This window comes from Neisseria sp. HMSC061B04 (assembly GCF_001836705.1).
GTDB lineage: Bacteria > Pseudomonadota > Gammaproteobacteria > Burkholderiales > Neisseriaceae > Neisseria.
Window position 1 is genome coordinate 14,168 of sequence record NZ_KV830205.1, and the last position, 15,590, is coordinate 29,757.

The window sequence follows — 15,590 nt, forward strand, 5'->3', positions numbered from 1 at the left end:
TTTGAGAAACCTGATCCCCTTTCCCCGTGGGAGAGGGTTAGGGAGAGGGCAACGAACCGCAAGGTTTGTCAGAAATTTAAATTCCTATCACTCATAATAATGAATCCCCTGAAACTCTCTTGCCACCACGGTTTCTTCAAAAGCCGAATCGCGTTCGGACAACGGCGTGGGCAGGGTTATCACGTTTTGCACGTTCATGCCCTTAGTGGAAAGCAGCATGATTTCATGGCTCAGGCGCGCGGCTTCGAATCGGTCGTGCGTTACCAGCATACACGCCATGCCCTGCCGCTCGATTTTTTCCACCAGCATGGCAACCAAAATATCGCGTAAATCGCGGTCCAAACCTACAAACGGCTCGTCCAGCAAAGCAAGGTCGCAACCACACAGCAGCAGGCGCAAAAATGCTACCCGTTTCGCCATGCCGCCAGACAATTCGGTCGGATATTTGTTCAAATCGCCCGCAGTCAGCCCGACTTTCGCCGCCAGCGCGATGATTTCGCCTTCATCGGGTTTGTCCATAAAAATAGCGATATTCTGCATCGCGGTCAAGTTTTCCGGCAGGCGGTTTTCCTGAAACAGAAAACCCGTTTTGCGGAAAGTATTGCGTATCGTGCCCGATTTCGGCGTTTCCAAGCCCGCAATCAAACGCAAAACCGTCGTCTTGCCACAGCCGCTCGGCCCGAACAAAGCTTTCACTTCGCCATGTTGCAGGTTCAAACTGAAATCGCGCACGATGGGGTCGCGGAGAATTTCAAAACGCACGTTTTCAAGACAGAGCATCACCTTCTCCACGGCATAAACAAAATTTCCAAAGGCTTGGTAATCAGGTATTCAAACAGCGACACAAACACGATAACCAGCACCACATAAGCCATCACCGTCGAAGTCTCCAGCATCGCCCTCGCGTCTACAATCCGCGCGCCCACGCCTTCGCTCGCGCCCAAGAGTTCCGCCATAATCACCACCTTCACCCCCATCGCCACCGCCACGCCGATGCTGGAAATCACATAGCCCGTCAGATGCGGGATATACAGATAACGGATTTTTTTCAGACGGCCTAACTTATAAGCGTCAAACAATTCCTCATGCTGCCTGTTCACGCTCGCCATCCCGACCGCCGCACTCGCAAACGTCAGCGGCGCAACCAACACAATGATGGTAAACAACACGCTAGGATTGCCGAAACCGAACCAAAACAACGCCATCACCACCCAAATAATCGGCGGCATCGCCAACAAAATTGTAATCACAGGCTTGAGCAACGCCATCGCCGTCTTAAAACTGCCCGCCACCAGCCCCGCCGCCAATCCCGCCGCCAGTGCGACCGAAATGCCCACCACCGACCGCCACAGCGAAATCCCGATTTCGTTTTCCTGAAAATGTTTCAATAAATCCAAAGACTTTTGAAACACCTCCACCGGCGCAGGCAACATAAACTCACCGAACACGGCACTGCCCCACGCCCACAACGCCACCACCACCATCGCCACGCCCAGACCGGCAAAGCCGCTCCAAAGGTAGTCGATGATGTAAAACAGCGCAGGCTGAGGTTTACGGATTTTATCGGTTTTAATCATGGTATTAGTGTGGGTTGATGGGGATAGTTTGGGGACGATAGGTCGTCTGAAAAATGGTTGATTGGGTTAGATGGAACGCCGTAACCCAACGAAACAGCTTGATTGCCCAAAATAGTGTTTTCAGACGACCTTTGGTTGGGATTTCGGTGTTTTGATTGGGATACGGCGTTCCACCTAACCTACAGTTGCATATCCTATGGGATAATAATTTTCTTATCATAATTTTGATCTGCTAATTCCAATCCTTTTAGAATATCAGTCATTCCTTCATATTTAGACATATCAATTAAATATTTCAAACTAATCTCCCCAGAAAATATTTTGACTACTACATCAAAATAATTCAGTAATATTTTTTTTATTTCATTTGTAATATCATCATGCTGGATTAGAACCCCTGTAAAGTTAATATTTTTTAAAGCATTATCCAATTTCCACCAATCATTGTTTAAATCAAAATATAAAACAGGATAATGATATCTTTCTATAGAATTCAGTACATATTGGTAATTATGGCTAGTTTTTATTTGTAGTCCTGCTGGTTTTCCAAAGGAACTTTTTGATTTTACGCATAAAAGCTGACTATCAAGATTATCTTTTCGTACCCATATAATATCTCGCTGTGTATCCGAAGGGTTATACCAATTAGGATACAATTGCTGTGTTTTTTGAGCACCTGTCGCAACAGCAATAAAATTATCCATATCATTATTTAATCTTGACGCACCTTTAGCATACATACCCAATCGCCTATTAACTTCCTGATACTCATTGCAAAATTTAGTAACCAATATCTCAGCAATACTTCCCATAAGTCTTGTTGCATCACCATGAGAATTGCCTGTAAAAATTCTATTTAGAATTACCGACCCATCATTTTCACTTAATTTTATTGCAGATTCTTCTAATAAAATATCAATTAAACTATAACCAAATATTCTACATTTAATTTCATAATCATCAGAAAATGGCTTTGTGACATTTTTTTCATCAGTAACTATAACTTTTACAGTAGGTGGATATAGAAATTTCCCATAATTTAGCATTATAAAACTCATAAATTATTTCAAAAAGTTAATCTTTAATCATTAATTCTATTTCTTCCAAACACAACCCCAGCTACATACCCTACCAACCAATCCCTTTTTCCCAGCAAGCGTAGATTGTGTCATAACCCAACATTTCAGACAATTCAACGGTTTTGTCGGGTTTGGCAACTCAACCTACAGTTACCACTCGCCGTCATTCCCGCGCAGGCGGGAATCCAGAAGTTTGACGTTGCCGCAATTTTAAAACATTCCTGCAATATCAAAGACTGGATTCCCACCTGCGCGGGAATGACGGCTCTTTGTGTACTGTTCTAACTATTATCTGATAGGCCGTCTGAAAAGAGTAGATCGGATACTCGTATCCGACAGCCCCGTTTAGCCGAAATGTCGGATTCAAGAATCCGACCTGCGCTGCCGATAATGTCCTTATAGGCCGTCTGAAAATGACAAGTCAGATTTCATGGCTACTTCACTATTTTCAGACGACCTCTCCTCCTTTTAAGCCAAGAAGAACCCATTATCCGGCAGCTTGCCTCCCAAGAGTTTCGGGTTGAACTGCATCAGGATTTCGTAAAACTTCAAAATCTCGTTCTTCACTTCGCTGCCTTTGGTTACCGTCAGCCGTGCGCCGTCCAAGCCCATGACTAGTGCGGGTTCGGGGGCGGGAAGGTAGTTTTTGCCGATTTTCGCGGCGCTTTGGCGGTTGGCCAGTATCCAGTTGAGCGCGTTTTTCAAATCCTGATGGAAGAGGTCGAACTGCGCTTTGTGTGCGTGGAAATATTCTTCGTTGGCGATGATGCCTGCCATCGGAATCAGCGGTTTGGTGTCAAACGCCTGTCCCCATGCTTTCACCAAGTCAAATCCGCGCACGACGTTTACGCCCATGGTTTTGCCTTTGAGCATGCTGGCGGTTGCCATCGGTTCGGGCAGGATGGCAGCGTGGTAGTCTTTGCTTAAAAACAGCCCCACCGCTTCGGGCGGCGTGGCGGTGTAGGTGATGCCGACTTTGTGCGCGTCGATTTTCAGTTTTTTCAGCAAGGCTTGCAGCACGATGTCGGGCATGTCGTTTTTAAACGGCACGAGGATTTTTTTGCCGACCAAATCTTGCGGCGAGGCAATCGCACTGCCTTTACATATTAGCTGCGTGATGCCGTTAGTCAAAATATTGACCATGCCGACTTTCTGCCCTTGGTTGCGCAGGTTCACGCCGACATTGCTCGGACTCATCATTACTTTAAATTGTCCGCTTGCCACGCCTGCGCGCAGTTGGTCGGGCGAACGCCAGATTTTCAGCGACACGTCCGCCTGCTTCGCCAGCTTACCCTGCAACGCCGCTACAGCAATGGTAACGCTGGGCATTGCTGGTGCGCCGTACACGGTAAATTGTTCTTTACCGGCAGCCAACAATGAAGGCGAAACGCCTGCCGCTGCCAGAGCGGCGGTCATTTTTAAGAAATCGCGTCTTTTCATATCCATTTTTTATCTCCTAATTCTTAATAAGCCAGTGTAGGCATTCTTTCAGACGGCCTGATTTTAAAACGCCGCATGCAAACTCAACCAATATGTCCTGCCCGGTGCATACACTACGCTGGGCGACAGGGCGAGGACGTGGTCGCCGCTGATGTGTTCGGCGTATTTTTTGTTGAACACGTTGTTCACGCCCAAGCGTAAGCCGTATTTGTCTTTGATGTTTACGCCTGCGTACACGTCGGCAACGGTAAAGCCTTTGGCGGCTTCGCGTTTGTCTATACCCAAACCGCTTGCCGCGTCAAAATCGCCGCGCGTTTGTTTGGCGACAAAGCGTGTTGCGGCGCCGATGTTGTAGCTGCCGTGGGCAAAGTAGTTTTTATAGTCGGCTTGGACGGCGGCTTCAAACGGGCGGATTTGATAGAGCGGTCTGCCGTCGGTTTCATTGTGCCCGTAGTTGTAGGTAGCTTTGATGCCTGCCGCCCAATGCGGATTGAAGTTGTAACGTGCATAAGCCTGCGCGGTAAACAATCGTGCGTCCACGTTGCGTGTGATGATGCCGCCGCCTTTGGAAGCCGTGCCGCTTTGTCCGCGTGCGCGGTCAAAAATAATCAGGTCTTTGACTTTGTCCGCCACAAGTGTGCCGCCCACGTTCCAGCCTGCGCCTGCCAACGAGTTCATGTAGCCGTTGTAGTAGTCGTTGCGGCTGTCTGCGGTAAGCTTGATGCGGTTGTGTTTTTCGGTTTTCAGCAGGGGATTGCCTGCGATGGCGGCGGCTGGGTTTTGGTTCATCAGCGCGCCGTTCATGCGGTTTTGCACGATGGCGGCAAGTGAGTTGAAGCGTTCGGTGTTGTCGCCGATGCGTTCCAAATGTGCGAGGGAAACGCTGTATTTTTGCGTTTCAGACGGCGTGAAATCGTATTTGAGTTCGCCTGAGAAGGCATGGCGGCGCACTTTGCCGTTGAAGTCGTAGCCGTAATGGGTTTTCCAGATTTGTTGCGATGAGGCGAAGGCAAAGTTGCGGTTCATCGGATGGGCGGGTTGCGCCGTATTTTTGCGAACGTCCGCTTCGTTGATTTCGTAGCTTAAGCCCAAGCCCAGTTTGTGTCGGTCGTCAAACTTGTAAGACAAGGTATCGGCAATGCGCCAGCGGTCGAGGTGTACATCGGCGAAACGGTAGCCATTGAGGAAGTCGCGCATGGGAGTGTGGGCGTTGCGCTCGCCGTTTTGGCTGTCGTTGCGGTAGCTGACGGCGGCCGTGTTGTGGAATTTGCCGAAATCTGCGTCATGTTTGAGCGAGAAGTCGTACACTTTGCGGTCAAGCTCTACGAACACTTGCTGCGACGTGTTGTTTGGGCGCAGGGAGTAATTGTCGGCATGGCGTTTGAGTTTGATGACGCCTGCTTCCGCGCTGACCGTATTGCTCAAATCGGCATTGCCCCAACGCGCGTTGAGTTTGGCGATGTGGCGTTCGGTATCCAATGCGTCGTTGATGAACTGCGGCTGGCGGTCGTTGTTGATGTCGTCGTGTAGGTAGGTGAGGCGGTATTCCTGATTTTCAGACGGCACGAAACCGAGTACCAAAGCTTGATTAAAACGGCTGTATTTCCAATCGGTCTGGTTGCCATCGCCGTCTTTATAGCCGTTGGCCTTGGTGTGATTGAGGTTGGCTACGCCGTACACCTTTGCCCCGCGTGCTTGCGCGGTAACGGAGTTGTAAAAGCTTTTGCCGTAAAAGCCGCTGTTTGCCTTCAGCGGGCGGAAGGCTTGGTCTATGTTTTCGGTAACAAAGTAATAATCGCTGCGGTCGGTGCGGTCGAATTGGTTTTCGGGGAAATAGCCTTGTGCGGCGGTCGGTGCAATCGGTTTGGGAGGGGAGAAGGTTTTGACAGGCTGGATTTCATCAGGGTCTGCCAAGGTTTCGGCAAAACCGTTTGCAGCGGCAAAACTGCTCATTAACAGGTAAACCAAATGTTTTCGTTTCATCTCTATCTCCTGATAATCATTTTTATTCATTATGCTCTTGGAGAGAAACAAAGTAAAGAAACGATAAGGTATTTATTGTCGATAAACACCTAGCGCAAAATACAAATCGGTAAGGAGGAGAATTTTTAGAAGAGGGGAGCGGCGGTGCAGGTTGTATTTGCTCCGAAATCGGGTTTTGTCTACTATTAATATTTCAGGGTAATAAAGCAAAAGGCTGTCTGAAAACCCCTCTCTTTTCAGACGGCCTTTTGCTGGGTATAATAAATTTACGAATCATTATTATTTCTGTTTAAATGTAGGAGAAACGCATGAGTACCCGTACCGAACACGACACCATGGGCAATGTCGAAGTCCCGTCCGAAGCCTATTGGGGCGCGCAGACCCAGCGCAGCCGCAACAATTTCAAAATCGGCGGAGAAACCCTGCCGCAGCCGTTGATTTATGCTTTGGCGCTGGTAAAAAAAGCCGCAGCCGCCACCAATGTTTCCCTCGGCAGGATTAAGCCCGAACAGGCAGATTTGATTACGCAGGCGGCAGATGATGTGTTGAACGGCAAGCTTGACGGGCAGTTCCCATTGGTAGTGTGGCAGACCGGCTCCGGCACGCAGTCCAATATGAACATGAACGAAGTGCTGGCGAACCGCGCCAACGAAATCGCTGGTACGGGTTTGGCAGCGTACCAGCCCGTCCATCCCAACGACCATGTGAACCACGCGCAATCGACCAACGACGCGTTCCCGACCGCCATCCACGTTGCCGCCGCGATTGAAATCAACCGCCACCTTATTCCGGCGGTAAAAGCCCTGCGCGATACATTGGACAAAAAAGCCAAAGAATTCGCCCCCATCGTCAAAATCGGCCGCACCCATTTGCAGGATGCGACGCCGTTGACTTTGGGACAAGAATTTTCCGGCTACGTTTCCCAGCTCGATCACGGTTTAGGCCGTCTGAACGATGCACTTAAAGACTTGTATGAACTTGCCTTGGGCGGTACGGCGGTCGGTACGGGTTTGAACAGCCATCCCGAATATGCCGAAAAGGCCGCTGCCAAACTCGCCGAATTGTCCGGCTTGCCGTTTGTCAGCGCGCCGAACAAATTTGAAGCCTTGGGCGGACGCGATGCCGCCGTTGCCGCTTCGGGCGCATTGAAAACGCTGGCGGCAAGCCTGAACAAAATCGCCAACGATATCCGCTGGCTGGCAAGCGGTCCACGCTGCGGTCTGGGCGAAATCAAAATCCCCGAAAATGAGCCGGGTTCGTCCATCATGCCGGGTAAGGTCAACCCGACCCAATGCGAAGCGATGACTATGGTGTGCTGCCAAGTGTTCGGCAACGATGTCACCATCGGCATGGCAGGCGCGTCGGGCAATTTCGAGCTGAACGTCTATATGCCTGTCATCGCCTACAATCTCTTGCAATCCATCCGCCTGTTGGGCGATGCGTGCAACAGCTTCAATGAACACTGCGCTGTCGGCATCGAGCCCGTACCGGAAAAAATCGACTATTTCCTACACCATTCCCTGATGCTGGTTACTGCATTAAACCGTAAAATTGGTTACGAAAATGCCGCCAAAGTCGCCAAAACCGCCTACAAAAACGACAAATCGTTGCGCGAAACCGCCATCGAATTGGGCTTGTTGACAGGCGAGGAGTTTGACGAATTGGTCGTTCCTGCCGATATGGTTCATCCGCGTTAAGCTTTAATAATGAAACATGCCGTCTGAAAATGTTTTCAGACGGCATGTTTTTATGCTGCGCTTGTCTTTTCTTCAAATAGGGCAACAATCATTGGCAGTAAATTGATGCCCATTAGAAATATTATTGAGCTCAGAAATGTACGCCAGGCGTAATGCCACGCCTCCGTTTTGTCTGCTTGGGGGAGGAGCGATGCAGTATAGCGGTTGTGTAGGGTTTTTGCGGTGTCATTGTTTTCCAAATAGTCCAGCGAAAGTACCAATAATTTGCCCGTGTCCTTATGCTGTAAGAATTTGGCATGTTCAACCCAGATGCCTGGCTTGGCCTGTTCGCATAAAGATTCAATGCCGACGCAAGAGGCCAAGCTGTTTTGGTTGTTTTGCAAAATCGACAGCTCGTTTTTTTCAGCCTGCATGGCTATGGGGGAGGTTTGATGAAGGTATACGCTTATGCCGTTGTTCTCTATTGCTTGAAAATCATGGAGCTGGCTGAATCCACCATTTTCCCAGGCAACGAATACGGCATAGCATCCGCAGCATAGGCAGATCATGATCAATTTTAAGATAATGTTTTTCATCCTTGCTCCTTTTGTATGAAGACGGCGGCAAAGTCAGGAGGCGTGTTTTCTCGTTTGAAGGTAAGTTTAGGTTTTATCTGTTTTTATTTTGAGGTTGAGTGTAACACGGGTAATCAAAAGGCCGTCTGAAAATTTTCAGACGGCCTTTTATTATGTGTTTAGATGGGTTTAAGCCAACAATTCACGCCAGCGTTTGACTTGGAAACGGACTTGTTCAGGCGCAGTACCGCCCAAGTGGTTGCGCGCGTTTAAGCTGCCTTCGGGTGTCAACACGCTGTAAACGTCGTCGGCAATCAAATCGCTGAATCCTTGCAGGACTTCAAGCGGCAATTCGCTCAAATCAACGCCAGCTTCATCGGCATGGCGTACGGCTTGGGCAACAACTTCGTGGCTGTCGCGGAAAGGCATGCCTTTTTTCACCAAGTAATCCGCCAAGTCGGTAGCCGTTGCAAAACCCTGCATGACGGCGGCGCGCATATTGTCGGGTTTGACGGTCACGCCGCGCATCATGTCAGCGTAAATGCGCAGGGTGTCGATAAGCGTGTCGGCAGTGTCAAACAAAGGCTCTTTGTCTTCCTGATTGTCTTTGTTGTATGCCAAAGGTTGCGATTTCATCAGGGTAACCAGGCCGATCAGGTGGCCAATCACGCGACCGGATTTACCGCGCACGAGTTCGGGCACGTCGGGATTTTTCTTCTGCGGCATGATGGACGAGCCGGTGCAGAAACGGTCGGCAATATCGATAAAGCCGAAACGCGGACTCATCCACAAAATCAATTCTTCGGAAAGACGGCTCAGGTGAACCATAATCAGGGAAGCGGCGGCGGTGAACTCAATGGCAAAATCGCGGTCAGATACGGCATCGAGCGAGTTTTGGCAGATTTGTTCGAAACCCAACAGCTCGGCGGTGATTTCGCGCTGAATCGGGTAGGTGGTGCCGGCCAGTGCGGCGGCGCCGAGCGGCATACGGTTGACGCGTTTGCGGCAGTCGGCCATGCGCTCGAAATCGCGGCCGAGCATTTCGACGTAGGCGAGCATGTGATGCCCGAAGCTGACCGGCTGGGCAACTTGCAGGTGGGTAAAGCCGGGCATGACGGTTTCGGCATTTTGTTCCGCCAAATCGACTAAGGCCGTCTGAAGGTTTTGAATCAGGCTTTGGATAACGGTAATTTGATCGCGCAGCCACAGACGGATGTCGGTAGCGACTTGGTCGTTGCGGCTGCGGCCGGTGTGCAGGCGTTTGCCGGCGTCGCCGATTTTGTCGGTGAGGCGGCGTTCGATGTTCATGTGGACATCTTCCAAATCCAGCGACCAGGAAATCGTTCCTTCCTTGATTTCTGCTATAATCTCGGCCATACCCTGACGGATGGCGGAGAGGTCGTCTTCGCTCAAAACGCCCGACTGTGTCAGCATTTGCGCGTGTGCCAGCGAGCCTTGGATGTCCCATTCTGCCAGTCGTTTGTCAAAATCAATCGAGCCGGTATATTTTTTGACCAGCTCGGAAACAGGTTCGTTAAAACGGCCTGACCAGGTTTTGTCCTTGCTCATATCAGCATCCTTAAAATATAAATAAAAAAACAGGGTCTACGTCTTCAATATAGCAGACCCGTCTATACATTATGAAAGAAAACGGTTGAAATCATGTCTATTATACGTCAAATAAACCAGAATTTCGCAGTGCCGGATTTGCGCAATTCCGCAACTTTGGTGCGCCTGCTCATTGTTTTATTAATCAGTTTGTTTATCTTTCCGTTGATGACGGTATCGGGCGTACCTTATCCGGAACAGATTTTCCAACATTTTTCATGGGCTTGCCCCGTCATCCTTTTAATTTTACTTAAAGTCTATTTCTTACAGGCATTTGCGCCGTCCCTGCTTCGCTCGCAGTACAGTGTTGTGGTTTCCTACGTCTCCAATCTGCTGATTTTCTTGTTTGTCGATTTAGTGATTTTGAAGACAGATATTTGGCCGCTGATTCAACACTTCTTCTTGCTGACCTTTTTTTGTTTCAGTTTCATGTACATCGAAGCAGCCCGCCGCAACAGCCTTGCACCTTCCATTTCCGAAGCCAGATTGAGCGCGTTGACAGCGCGTATCCGTCCGCATTTCTTGTTTAACAGCCTGAATGCCGCCATCAGCTTAATCCGTCTGCGTCCGTATGATGCGGAAACTTTGCTGGAGAATTTGGCCAACTTGTTCCGCGCACAATTACGCGACGGTAGTCAAAACAGTACCTTAGGGCAGGAAATCGAGTGGGCGCAGGAATATATTGCCATCGAGCAAATCCGCATGGGACATATGCGCGTACAGGTTATGTGGCAACACCATGCGCCCGACGATGCGGAAATGCCGCATCTGCTGCTGCAGCCGCTTTTGGAAAATGCCGTCTTTCATGGTGTCGAATCCACCCACCGTCCAGGGATAATTACGGTATTAACAAAATTGGAAAAGTCATCTATTTTCATCAGTATCGAGAATCCGTGCGGAACGGAACCTAATGAAAATACCAAGCCGCATAAAGGCAATTCTATGGCCTTGCGCAATCTGAAAGAACGCCTGACTTTGATGTATGACACCGATGCAAAAATCAGAAGCATCCAATCAGACGGCCTGTTTCGCGTTGAAATCATCTTGCCGTACCGTAAAAAATCAGCCGAAGTTTCCCGTTTGTTTGGCTAAAACGCGTAGAAGAGAGCGGCTTGAGATAAATTGGACTATTAATACATTAAATAAAATAGTTTAAATTTATTACATTCAGTAACATAACTGTTCCCATTTTTTGAAAACTGGTCTATGATGCTTAAAAGGATTGTTTACAATCTTTAACTGCAAATCATTTGCAACTGCCCAGAAGAAAAAACAGAAAAAGGAACAAAGAGATGTTAGAAGCCTATCGTAAAGCCGCCGCCGAGCGTGCTGCCCTTGGTATTCCCGCCCTTCCTCTGACTGCTCAGCAAACTGCTGATTTGGTTGAGCTGCTGAAAAATCCACCTACCGGTGAAGGTGAATTCTTGGTTGAGCTGTTGGCTCACCGCGTACCACCCGGTGTGGATGATGCCGCCAAAGTTAAAGCCTCATTTTTGGCAGCCGTTGCCGAAGGCAGCGCATCCAGCCCGTTGATTTCCCCAGAGTACGCTACCGAACTGTTGGGTACCATGCTCGGCGGTTACAACATTCATGCACTCATCGAACTCTTAGACAACGACAAACTTGCGCCTATTGCTGCAAATGGTTTGAAACACACTCTGCTGATGTTCGACTCTTTCCACGATGTTCAAGAAAAAGCCGAAAAAGGCAACAAATACGCGCAAGAAGTTTTGCAATCTTGGGCGGATGCCGAATGGTTCACTTCTCGTGCCAAAGTTCCCGAAAAAATCACCGTTACCGTCTTTAAAGTCGACGGCGAAACCAATACAGACGACCTCTCTCCCGCGCCTGACGCGTGGAGCCGTCCCGACATTCCGCTGCACGCGCTGGCGATGCTGAAAAACCCGCGCGACGGCATCACGCCCGACAAACAGGGCGAAGTCGGTCCGATTAAATTGTTGGAAGAACTCAAAGCCAAAGGTCATCCCGTTGCCTATGTCGGCGACGTGGTCGGTACCGGTTCTTCACGCAAATCCGCGACCAACTCTGTGATTTGGCATACCGGCGAAGACATTCCGTTCGTACCGAACAAACGCTTCGGCGGCGTCTGCTTGGGCGGAAAAATCGCGCCGATTTTCTTCAATACCCAAGAAGACTCCGGCGCGCTGCCGATTGAAGTCGATGTTTCCGCACTGAAAATGGGCGATGTCGTCGATATTCTGCCTTATGAAGGCAAAATCGTGAAAAACGGCGAAACCGTTGCTGAGTTCAGCCTGAAATCCCAAGTATTGCTGGACGAAGTGCAAGCCGGTGGCCGTATCAACCTGATTATCGGTCGCGGTCTGACCGCCAAAGCGCGCGAAGCCCTGAAACTGCCTGCTTCCACCGAATTCCGCCTGCCGCAAGCGCCTGCCGAAAGCAAAGCCGGTTTCACGTTGGCACAAAAAATGGTCGGTCGCGCCTGCGGTCTGCCCGAAGGACAAGGCGTACGTCCGGGTACTTACTGCGAACCACGCATGACTACTGTCGGCTCGCAAGATACTACTGGCCCGATGACCCGCGATGAGCTGAAAGACTTGGCTTGTTTGGGCTTCTCCGCCGACATGGTAATGCAGTCTTTCTGTCACACCGCCGCTTATCCAAAACCTGTTGATGTGAGAACACATAAAGAATTGCCTGCTTTCATCTCTACCCGTGGTGGCGTATCCCTGCGTCCAGGCGATGGCGTGATTCACTCATGGCTCAACCGTCTGCTGCTGCCTGATACAGTGGGTACCGGCGGCGACAGCCACACCCGTTTCCCTATCGGTATTTCTTTCCCTGCCGGCTCCGGCTTGGTTGCTTTCGCAGCAGCTACCGGCGTAATGCCGCTCGATATGCCTGAGTCCGTATTGGTACGTTTCAGCGGCAAGCTGCAACCGGGCGTAACCCTGCGCGATTTGGTAAACGCCATTCCGTTGTACGCGATTAAACAAGGTCTGCTGACCGTTGCTAAAGCCGGTAAGAAAAACATCTTCTCCGGCCGCATCCTCGAAATCGAAGGCCTGCCTGATTTGAAAGTGGAACAAGCCTTTGAATTGACTGACGCATCTGCCGAACGCTCCGCAGCAGGCTGTACTGTGAAGCTCAATAAAGAGCCGATTATCGAGTACATGAAATCCAACATTGTGTTGATGAAAAACATGATTGCCGACGGCTATCAAGATCCGCGCACTTTGGAGCGCCGTATCAAAGCCATGGAAGCATGGTTGGCAAATCCTGAGCTGCTCGAAGCAGATAAAGATGCCGAATACGCTGCCGTGATTGAAATCAACATGGACGACATCAAAGAGCCGATTATCGCCTGCCCGAACGACCCGGACGACGTATGCTTCATGTCCGAACGTTCCGGCACCAAAATCGACGAAGTGTTCATTGGTTCTTGTATGACCAACATCGGCCACTTCCGCGCTGCCTCCAAACTTTTGGAAGGTAAGTCCGACATCCCCGTCCGCCTGTGGATGGCGCCGCCGACCAAAATGGACGCGAAAGAGTTGTCCGACGAAGGCCACTACGGCGTACTCGGCCGTGCAGGTGCGCGTATGGAAATGCCGGGCTGTTCGCTGTGTATGGGTAACCAAGCCCAAGTACACGAAGGCGCGACTGTCATGTCCACTTCCACCCGTAACTTCCCGAACCGCTTGGGTAAAAACACCTTCGTTTACCTCGGCTCGGCTGAGTTGGCAGCAATCTGCTCCAAACTGGGTAAAATCCCGACCGTTGAAGAATACCAAGCTAATATCGGTATCATCAACGAGCAGGGCGATCAAATCTACCGCTACATGAACTTCAACGAAATCGACAGCTACAACGAAGTAGCCGAGAAAGTAAATGTTTAATGTAACAAGGTAAACCGATTTTCAGACGGCCTTAAATAATAAAGGCCGTCTGAAACGGAAAAATAAAGGGCGTGTTCATCACGTCCTTTTTATTTTTAGTTTAATAAAAGGCCGTCTGAAAGATGAGTTTCAGACGGCCTTTGTTAGGATAAATAATCAGAAAACCGATTAATTAGCGTTGTTTATTTTACGCCAAAACCAGGTTGGAGTAGGGCGCAAGGCTGACGCTCGTGACGGCTGCGGCGTGTTCTGCCGGCAATTTTGCCGCAGGCAATACCCGGGTCATTTTTGTCTTCTGTTTTTTTCGAGTTTTTGTCCGAATTGCTCGCATATTCGCTGCGTTTGTTTCTGTCATCGCGGCGGGAGCGGCTGTCGTTGTGTTGACTCTGGTGTGTTTCAGCTTCATCTTGGTTGCCGTTGCCCCACCAATGCGGCTCAAAGCCTTCGATGCGTTCTACTTTCAAATCGCTGCCGGTCAGCTCTTTAATGGCTTCAAACATTTTTTGTTCGGTTTTATCCATCAAGGAAATGGCAACGCCGTCAGCACCTGCTCGGCCGGTACGTCCGATGCGGTGGACGTAGTCTTCGGGTTGGGTCGGCAACTCGTAGTTGATGACGAAAGGCAACTCAGCAATATCCAGGCCGCGTGCAGCAACATCGGTGGCAACCAAAACGCGTAATGTACCTTCTTTAAAGGCGTTGAGGGTTTCCAGTCGGCTTTGTTGGGATTTGTCGCCGTGGATGGATTGCGCGGCGATATTGCGGCGGACGAGGTCGCGGGTAACTTGATCGACGCTTTGTTTGGTTTTGCAGAATACAATGACTTGATTCATATGCAAATCAACAATCAGGCGTTCGAGCAGGTTGCGTTTTTTGAGTGCATCAACGGCAATGATGTGTTGCTCGACATTGGCGTTGGTGGTGTTTTGCGCGGCCACCTCGACCATTTCAGGCGTGTGCATAAAATCTTGTGCAAGCTTGCGGATAGGCGGTGAGAAAGTGGCGGAGAAAAGCAGGGTTTGTCGCTGTTTGGGCAACATCTGCATGATTTTGCGGATATCGTCGATGAAACCCATATCCAGCATACGGTCGGCTTCGTCGAGTACGACGATTTCAACTTTGTTTAAATTGATGTTTTTTTGTTTGACGTGGTCGAGCAGTCGGCCAACCGTAGCAACAACGATTTCGCAACCGGCGCGCAAGTCGGCAGTTTGTTTGTCCATATTGACGCCGCCGAAGAGGACGGTGTGGCGCAAAGGGAGGTTTTTAATGTATGCCTGTACGTTTTGGTCGATTTGATCAGCCAGTTCGCGGGTCGGGGTCAATACCAGCATGCGGACGGGGTGCATGGCCGGGGAAGTGCTGGATGTGGCGTAGCGTTTCAGGCGTTCGAGGCTGGGCAGCATAAAGGCGGCGGTTTTGCCTGTGCCGGTTTGTGCTGCGGCTAAAAGGTCGTGTCCGGCCAAAGCCTTAGGAATGGCTGCGGCCTGGATAGGCGTCGGGTTTTCATAACCCTGATCGGTCAGGGCAGAGACCAATTCGCTGCCTAAACCGAGTGAAGAGAAAGGATTCATGATAGCGGCTTTCTGTTCAGACGGCCTTTTGCATAATAAGGCCGTTTGAAAAAATCTGATTCTGAAATGGACAAACCGCAGTATGGTGTCGATTCTGCGGTTTGAAAAAAATAGGGTACCGAAAATCCGTCAAGTAGTCCATTATGCCATAAAACGAAGGACTCCCCAAATGATGGCGACAGCTTTGATTGGCCTGATTT

11 protein-coding genes are annotated in these 15,590 nt (G+C 49.8%); 3 read left to right on the forward strand and 8 right to left on the reverse strand.

Translation table 11 applies throughout. The features are described from left to right. Positions 1-87 precede the first annotated feature (87 nt). The 5 genes from HMPREF2661_RS08195 to HMPREF2661_RS08215 form a co-directional block, all read right to left on the reverse strand. Positions 88-780 carry an ATP-binding cassette domain-containing protein gene (locus HMPREF2661_RS08195; RefSeq protein WP_199900472.1) on the reverse strand — a complete coding sequence of 231 codons (693 nt, stop codon included), beginning with the start codon at positions 778-780 and terminating at the stop codon, positions 88-90. After that, a complete protein-coding gene (locus HMPREF2661_RS08200) occupies positions 780-1,577 on the reverse strand; it encodes an ABC transporter permease (protein WP_070823300.1) in 798 nt (265 codons plus the stop codon). Before HMPREF2661_RS08200 ends, HMPREF2661_RS08195 begins: the two co-directional genes overlap by 1 nt. A 194-nt stretch (positions 1,578-1,771) precedes the next feature. Then, positions 1,772-2,635 carry a hypothetical protein gene (locus tag HMPREF2661_RS11255; RefSeq protein WP_083290059.1) on the reverse strand — a complete coding sequence of 288 codons (864 nt, stop codon included), beginning with the start codon at positions 2,633-2,635 and terminating at the stop codon, positions 1,772-1,774. 489 nt (positions 2,636-3,124) lie between these two features. After that, complete coding sequence (locus HMPREF2661_RS08210) at positions 3,125-4,102, reverse strand: ABC transporter substrate-binding protein (protein WP_070823302.1); 978 nt, start codon at positions 4,100-4,102, stop codon at positions 3,125-3,127. 57 nt (positions 4,103-4,159) lie between these two features. Beyond that, the gene (locus HMPREF2661_RS08215) at positions 4,160-6,079 is read right to left on the reverse strand and encodes a TonB-dependent receptor (protein ID WP_070823305.1); all 1,920 of its coding nucleotides are present in this window, start codon (positions 6,077-6,079) and stop codon (positions 4,160-4,162) included. A 308-nt stretch (positions 6,080-6,387) separates the two neighbouring features. On the opposite strand from HMPREF2661_RS08215, the gene fumC reads away from it, so the two are divergent. After that, positions 6,388-7,776 carry a class II fumarate hydratase gene (gene fumC / locus HMPREF2661_RS08220; protein WP_070823307.1) on the forward strand — a complete coding sequence of 463 codons (1,389 nt, stop codon included), beginning with the start codon at positions 6,388-6,390 and terminating at the stop codon, positions 7,774-7,776. A gap of 50 nt (positions 7,777-7,826) precedes the next feature. Here fumC and HMPREF2661_RS08225 read toward each other — a convergent pair whose 3' ends face one another. Together HMPREF2661_RS08225 and argH are read right to left on the reverse strand one after the other, a co-directional pair. Further along, on the reverse strand, positions 7,827-8,351 hold the full coding sequence (locus HMPREF2661_RS08225) for a hypothetical protein (protein WP_070823309.1): 525 nt from the start codon (positions 8,349-8,351) through the stop codon (positions 7,827-7,829). A gap of 168 nt (positions 8,352-8,519) precedes the next feature. Continuing rightward, a complete protein-coding gene (argH, locus tag HMPREF2661_RS08230; RefSeq protein WP_070823311.1) occupies positions 8,520-9,899 on the reverse strand; it encodes an argininosuccinate lyase in 1,380 nt (459 codons plus the stop codon). Positions 9,900-9,992: 93 nt separating this feature from the next. Here argH and HMPREF2661_RS08235 point away from each other — a divergent pair, with 93 nt between their 5' ends. After that, a complete protein-coding gene (locus HMPREF2661_RS08235; protein WP_070823313.1) occupies positions 9,993-11,030 on the forward strand; it encodes a sensor histidine kinase in 1,038 nt (345 codons plus the stop codon). Between the two features lie 200 nt (positions 11,031-11,230). Beyond that, positions 11,231-13,816 carry a bifunctional aconitate hydratase 2/2-methylisocitrate dehydratase gene (gene acnB / locus HMPREF2661_RS08240; RefSeq protein WP_070823315.1) on the forward strand — a complete coding sequence of 862 codons (2,586 nt, stop codon included), beginning with the start codon at positions 11,231-11,233 and terminating at the stop codon, positions 13,814-13,816. A 182-nt stretch (positions 13,817-13,998) separates the two neighbouring features. Here acnB and HMPREF2661_RS08245 read toward each other — a convergent pair whose 3' ends face one another. Beyond that, positions 13,999-15,393, reverse strand: coding sequence for a DEAD/DEAH box helicase (locus HMPREF2661_RS08245; RefSeq protein WP_141759995.1), 1,395 nt, complete (start codon positions 15,391-15,393; stop codon positions 13,999-14,001). Between the last annotated feature and the right edge of the window lie 197 nt (positions 15,394-15,590).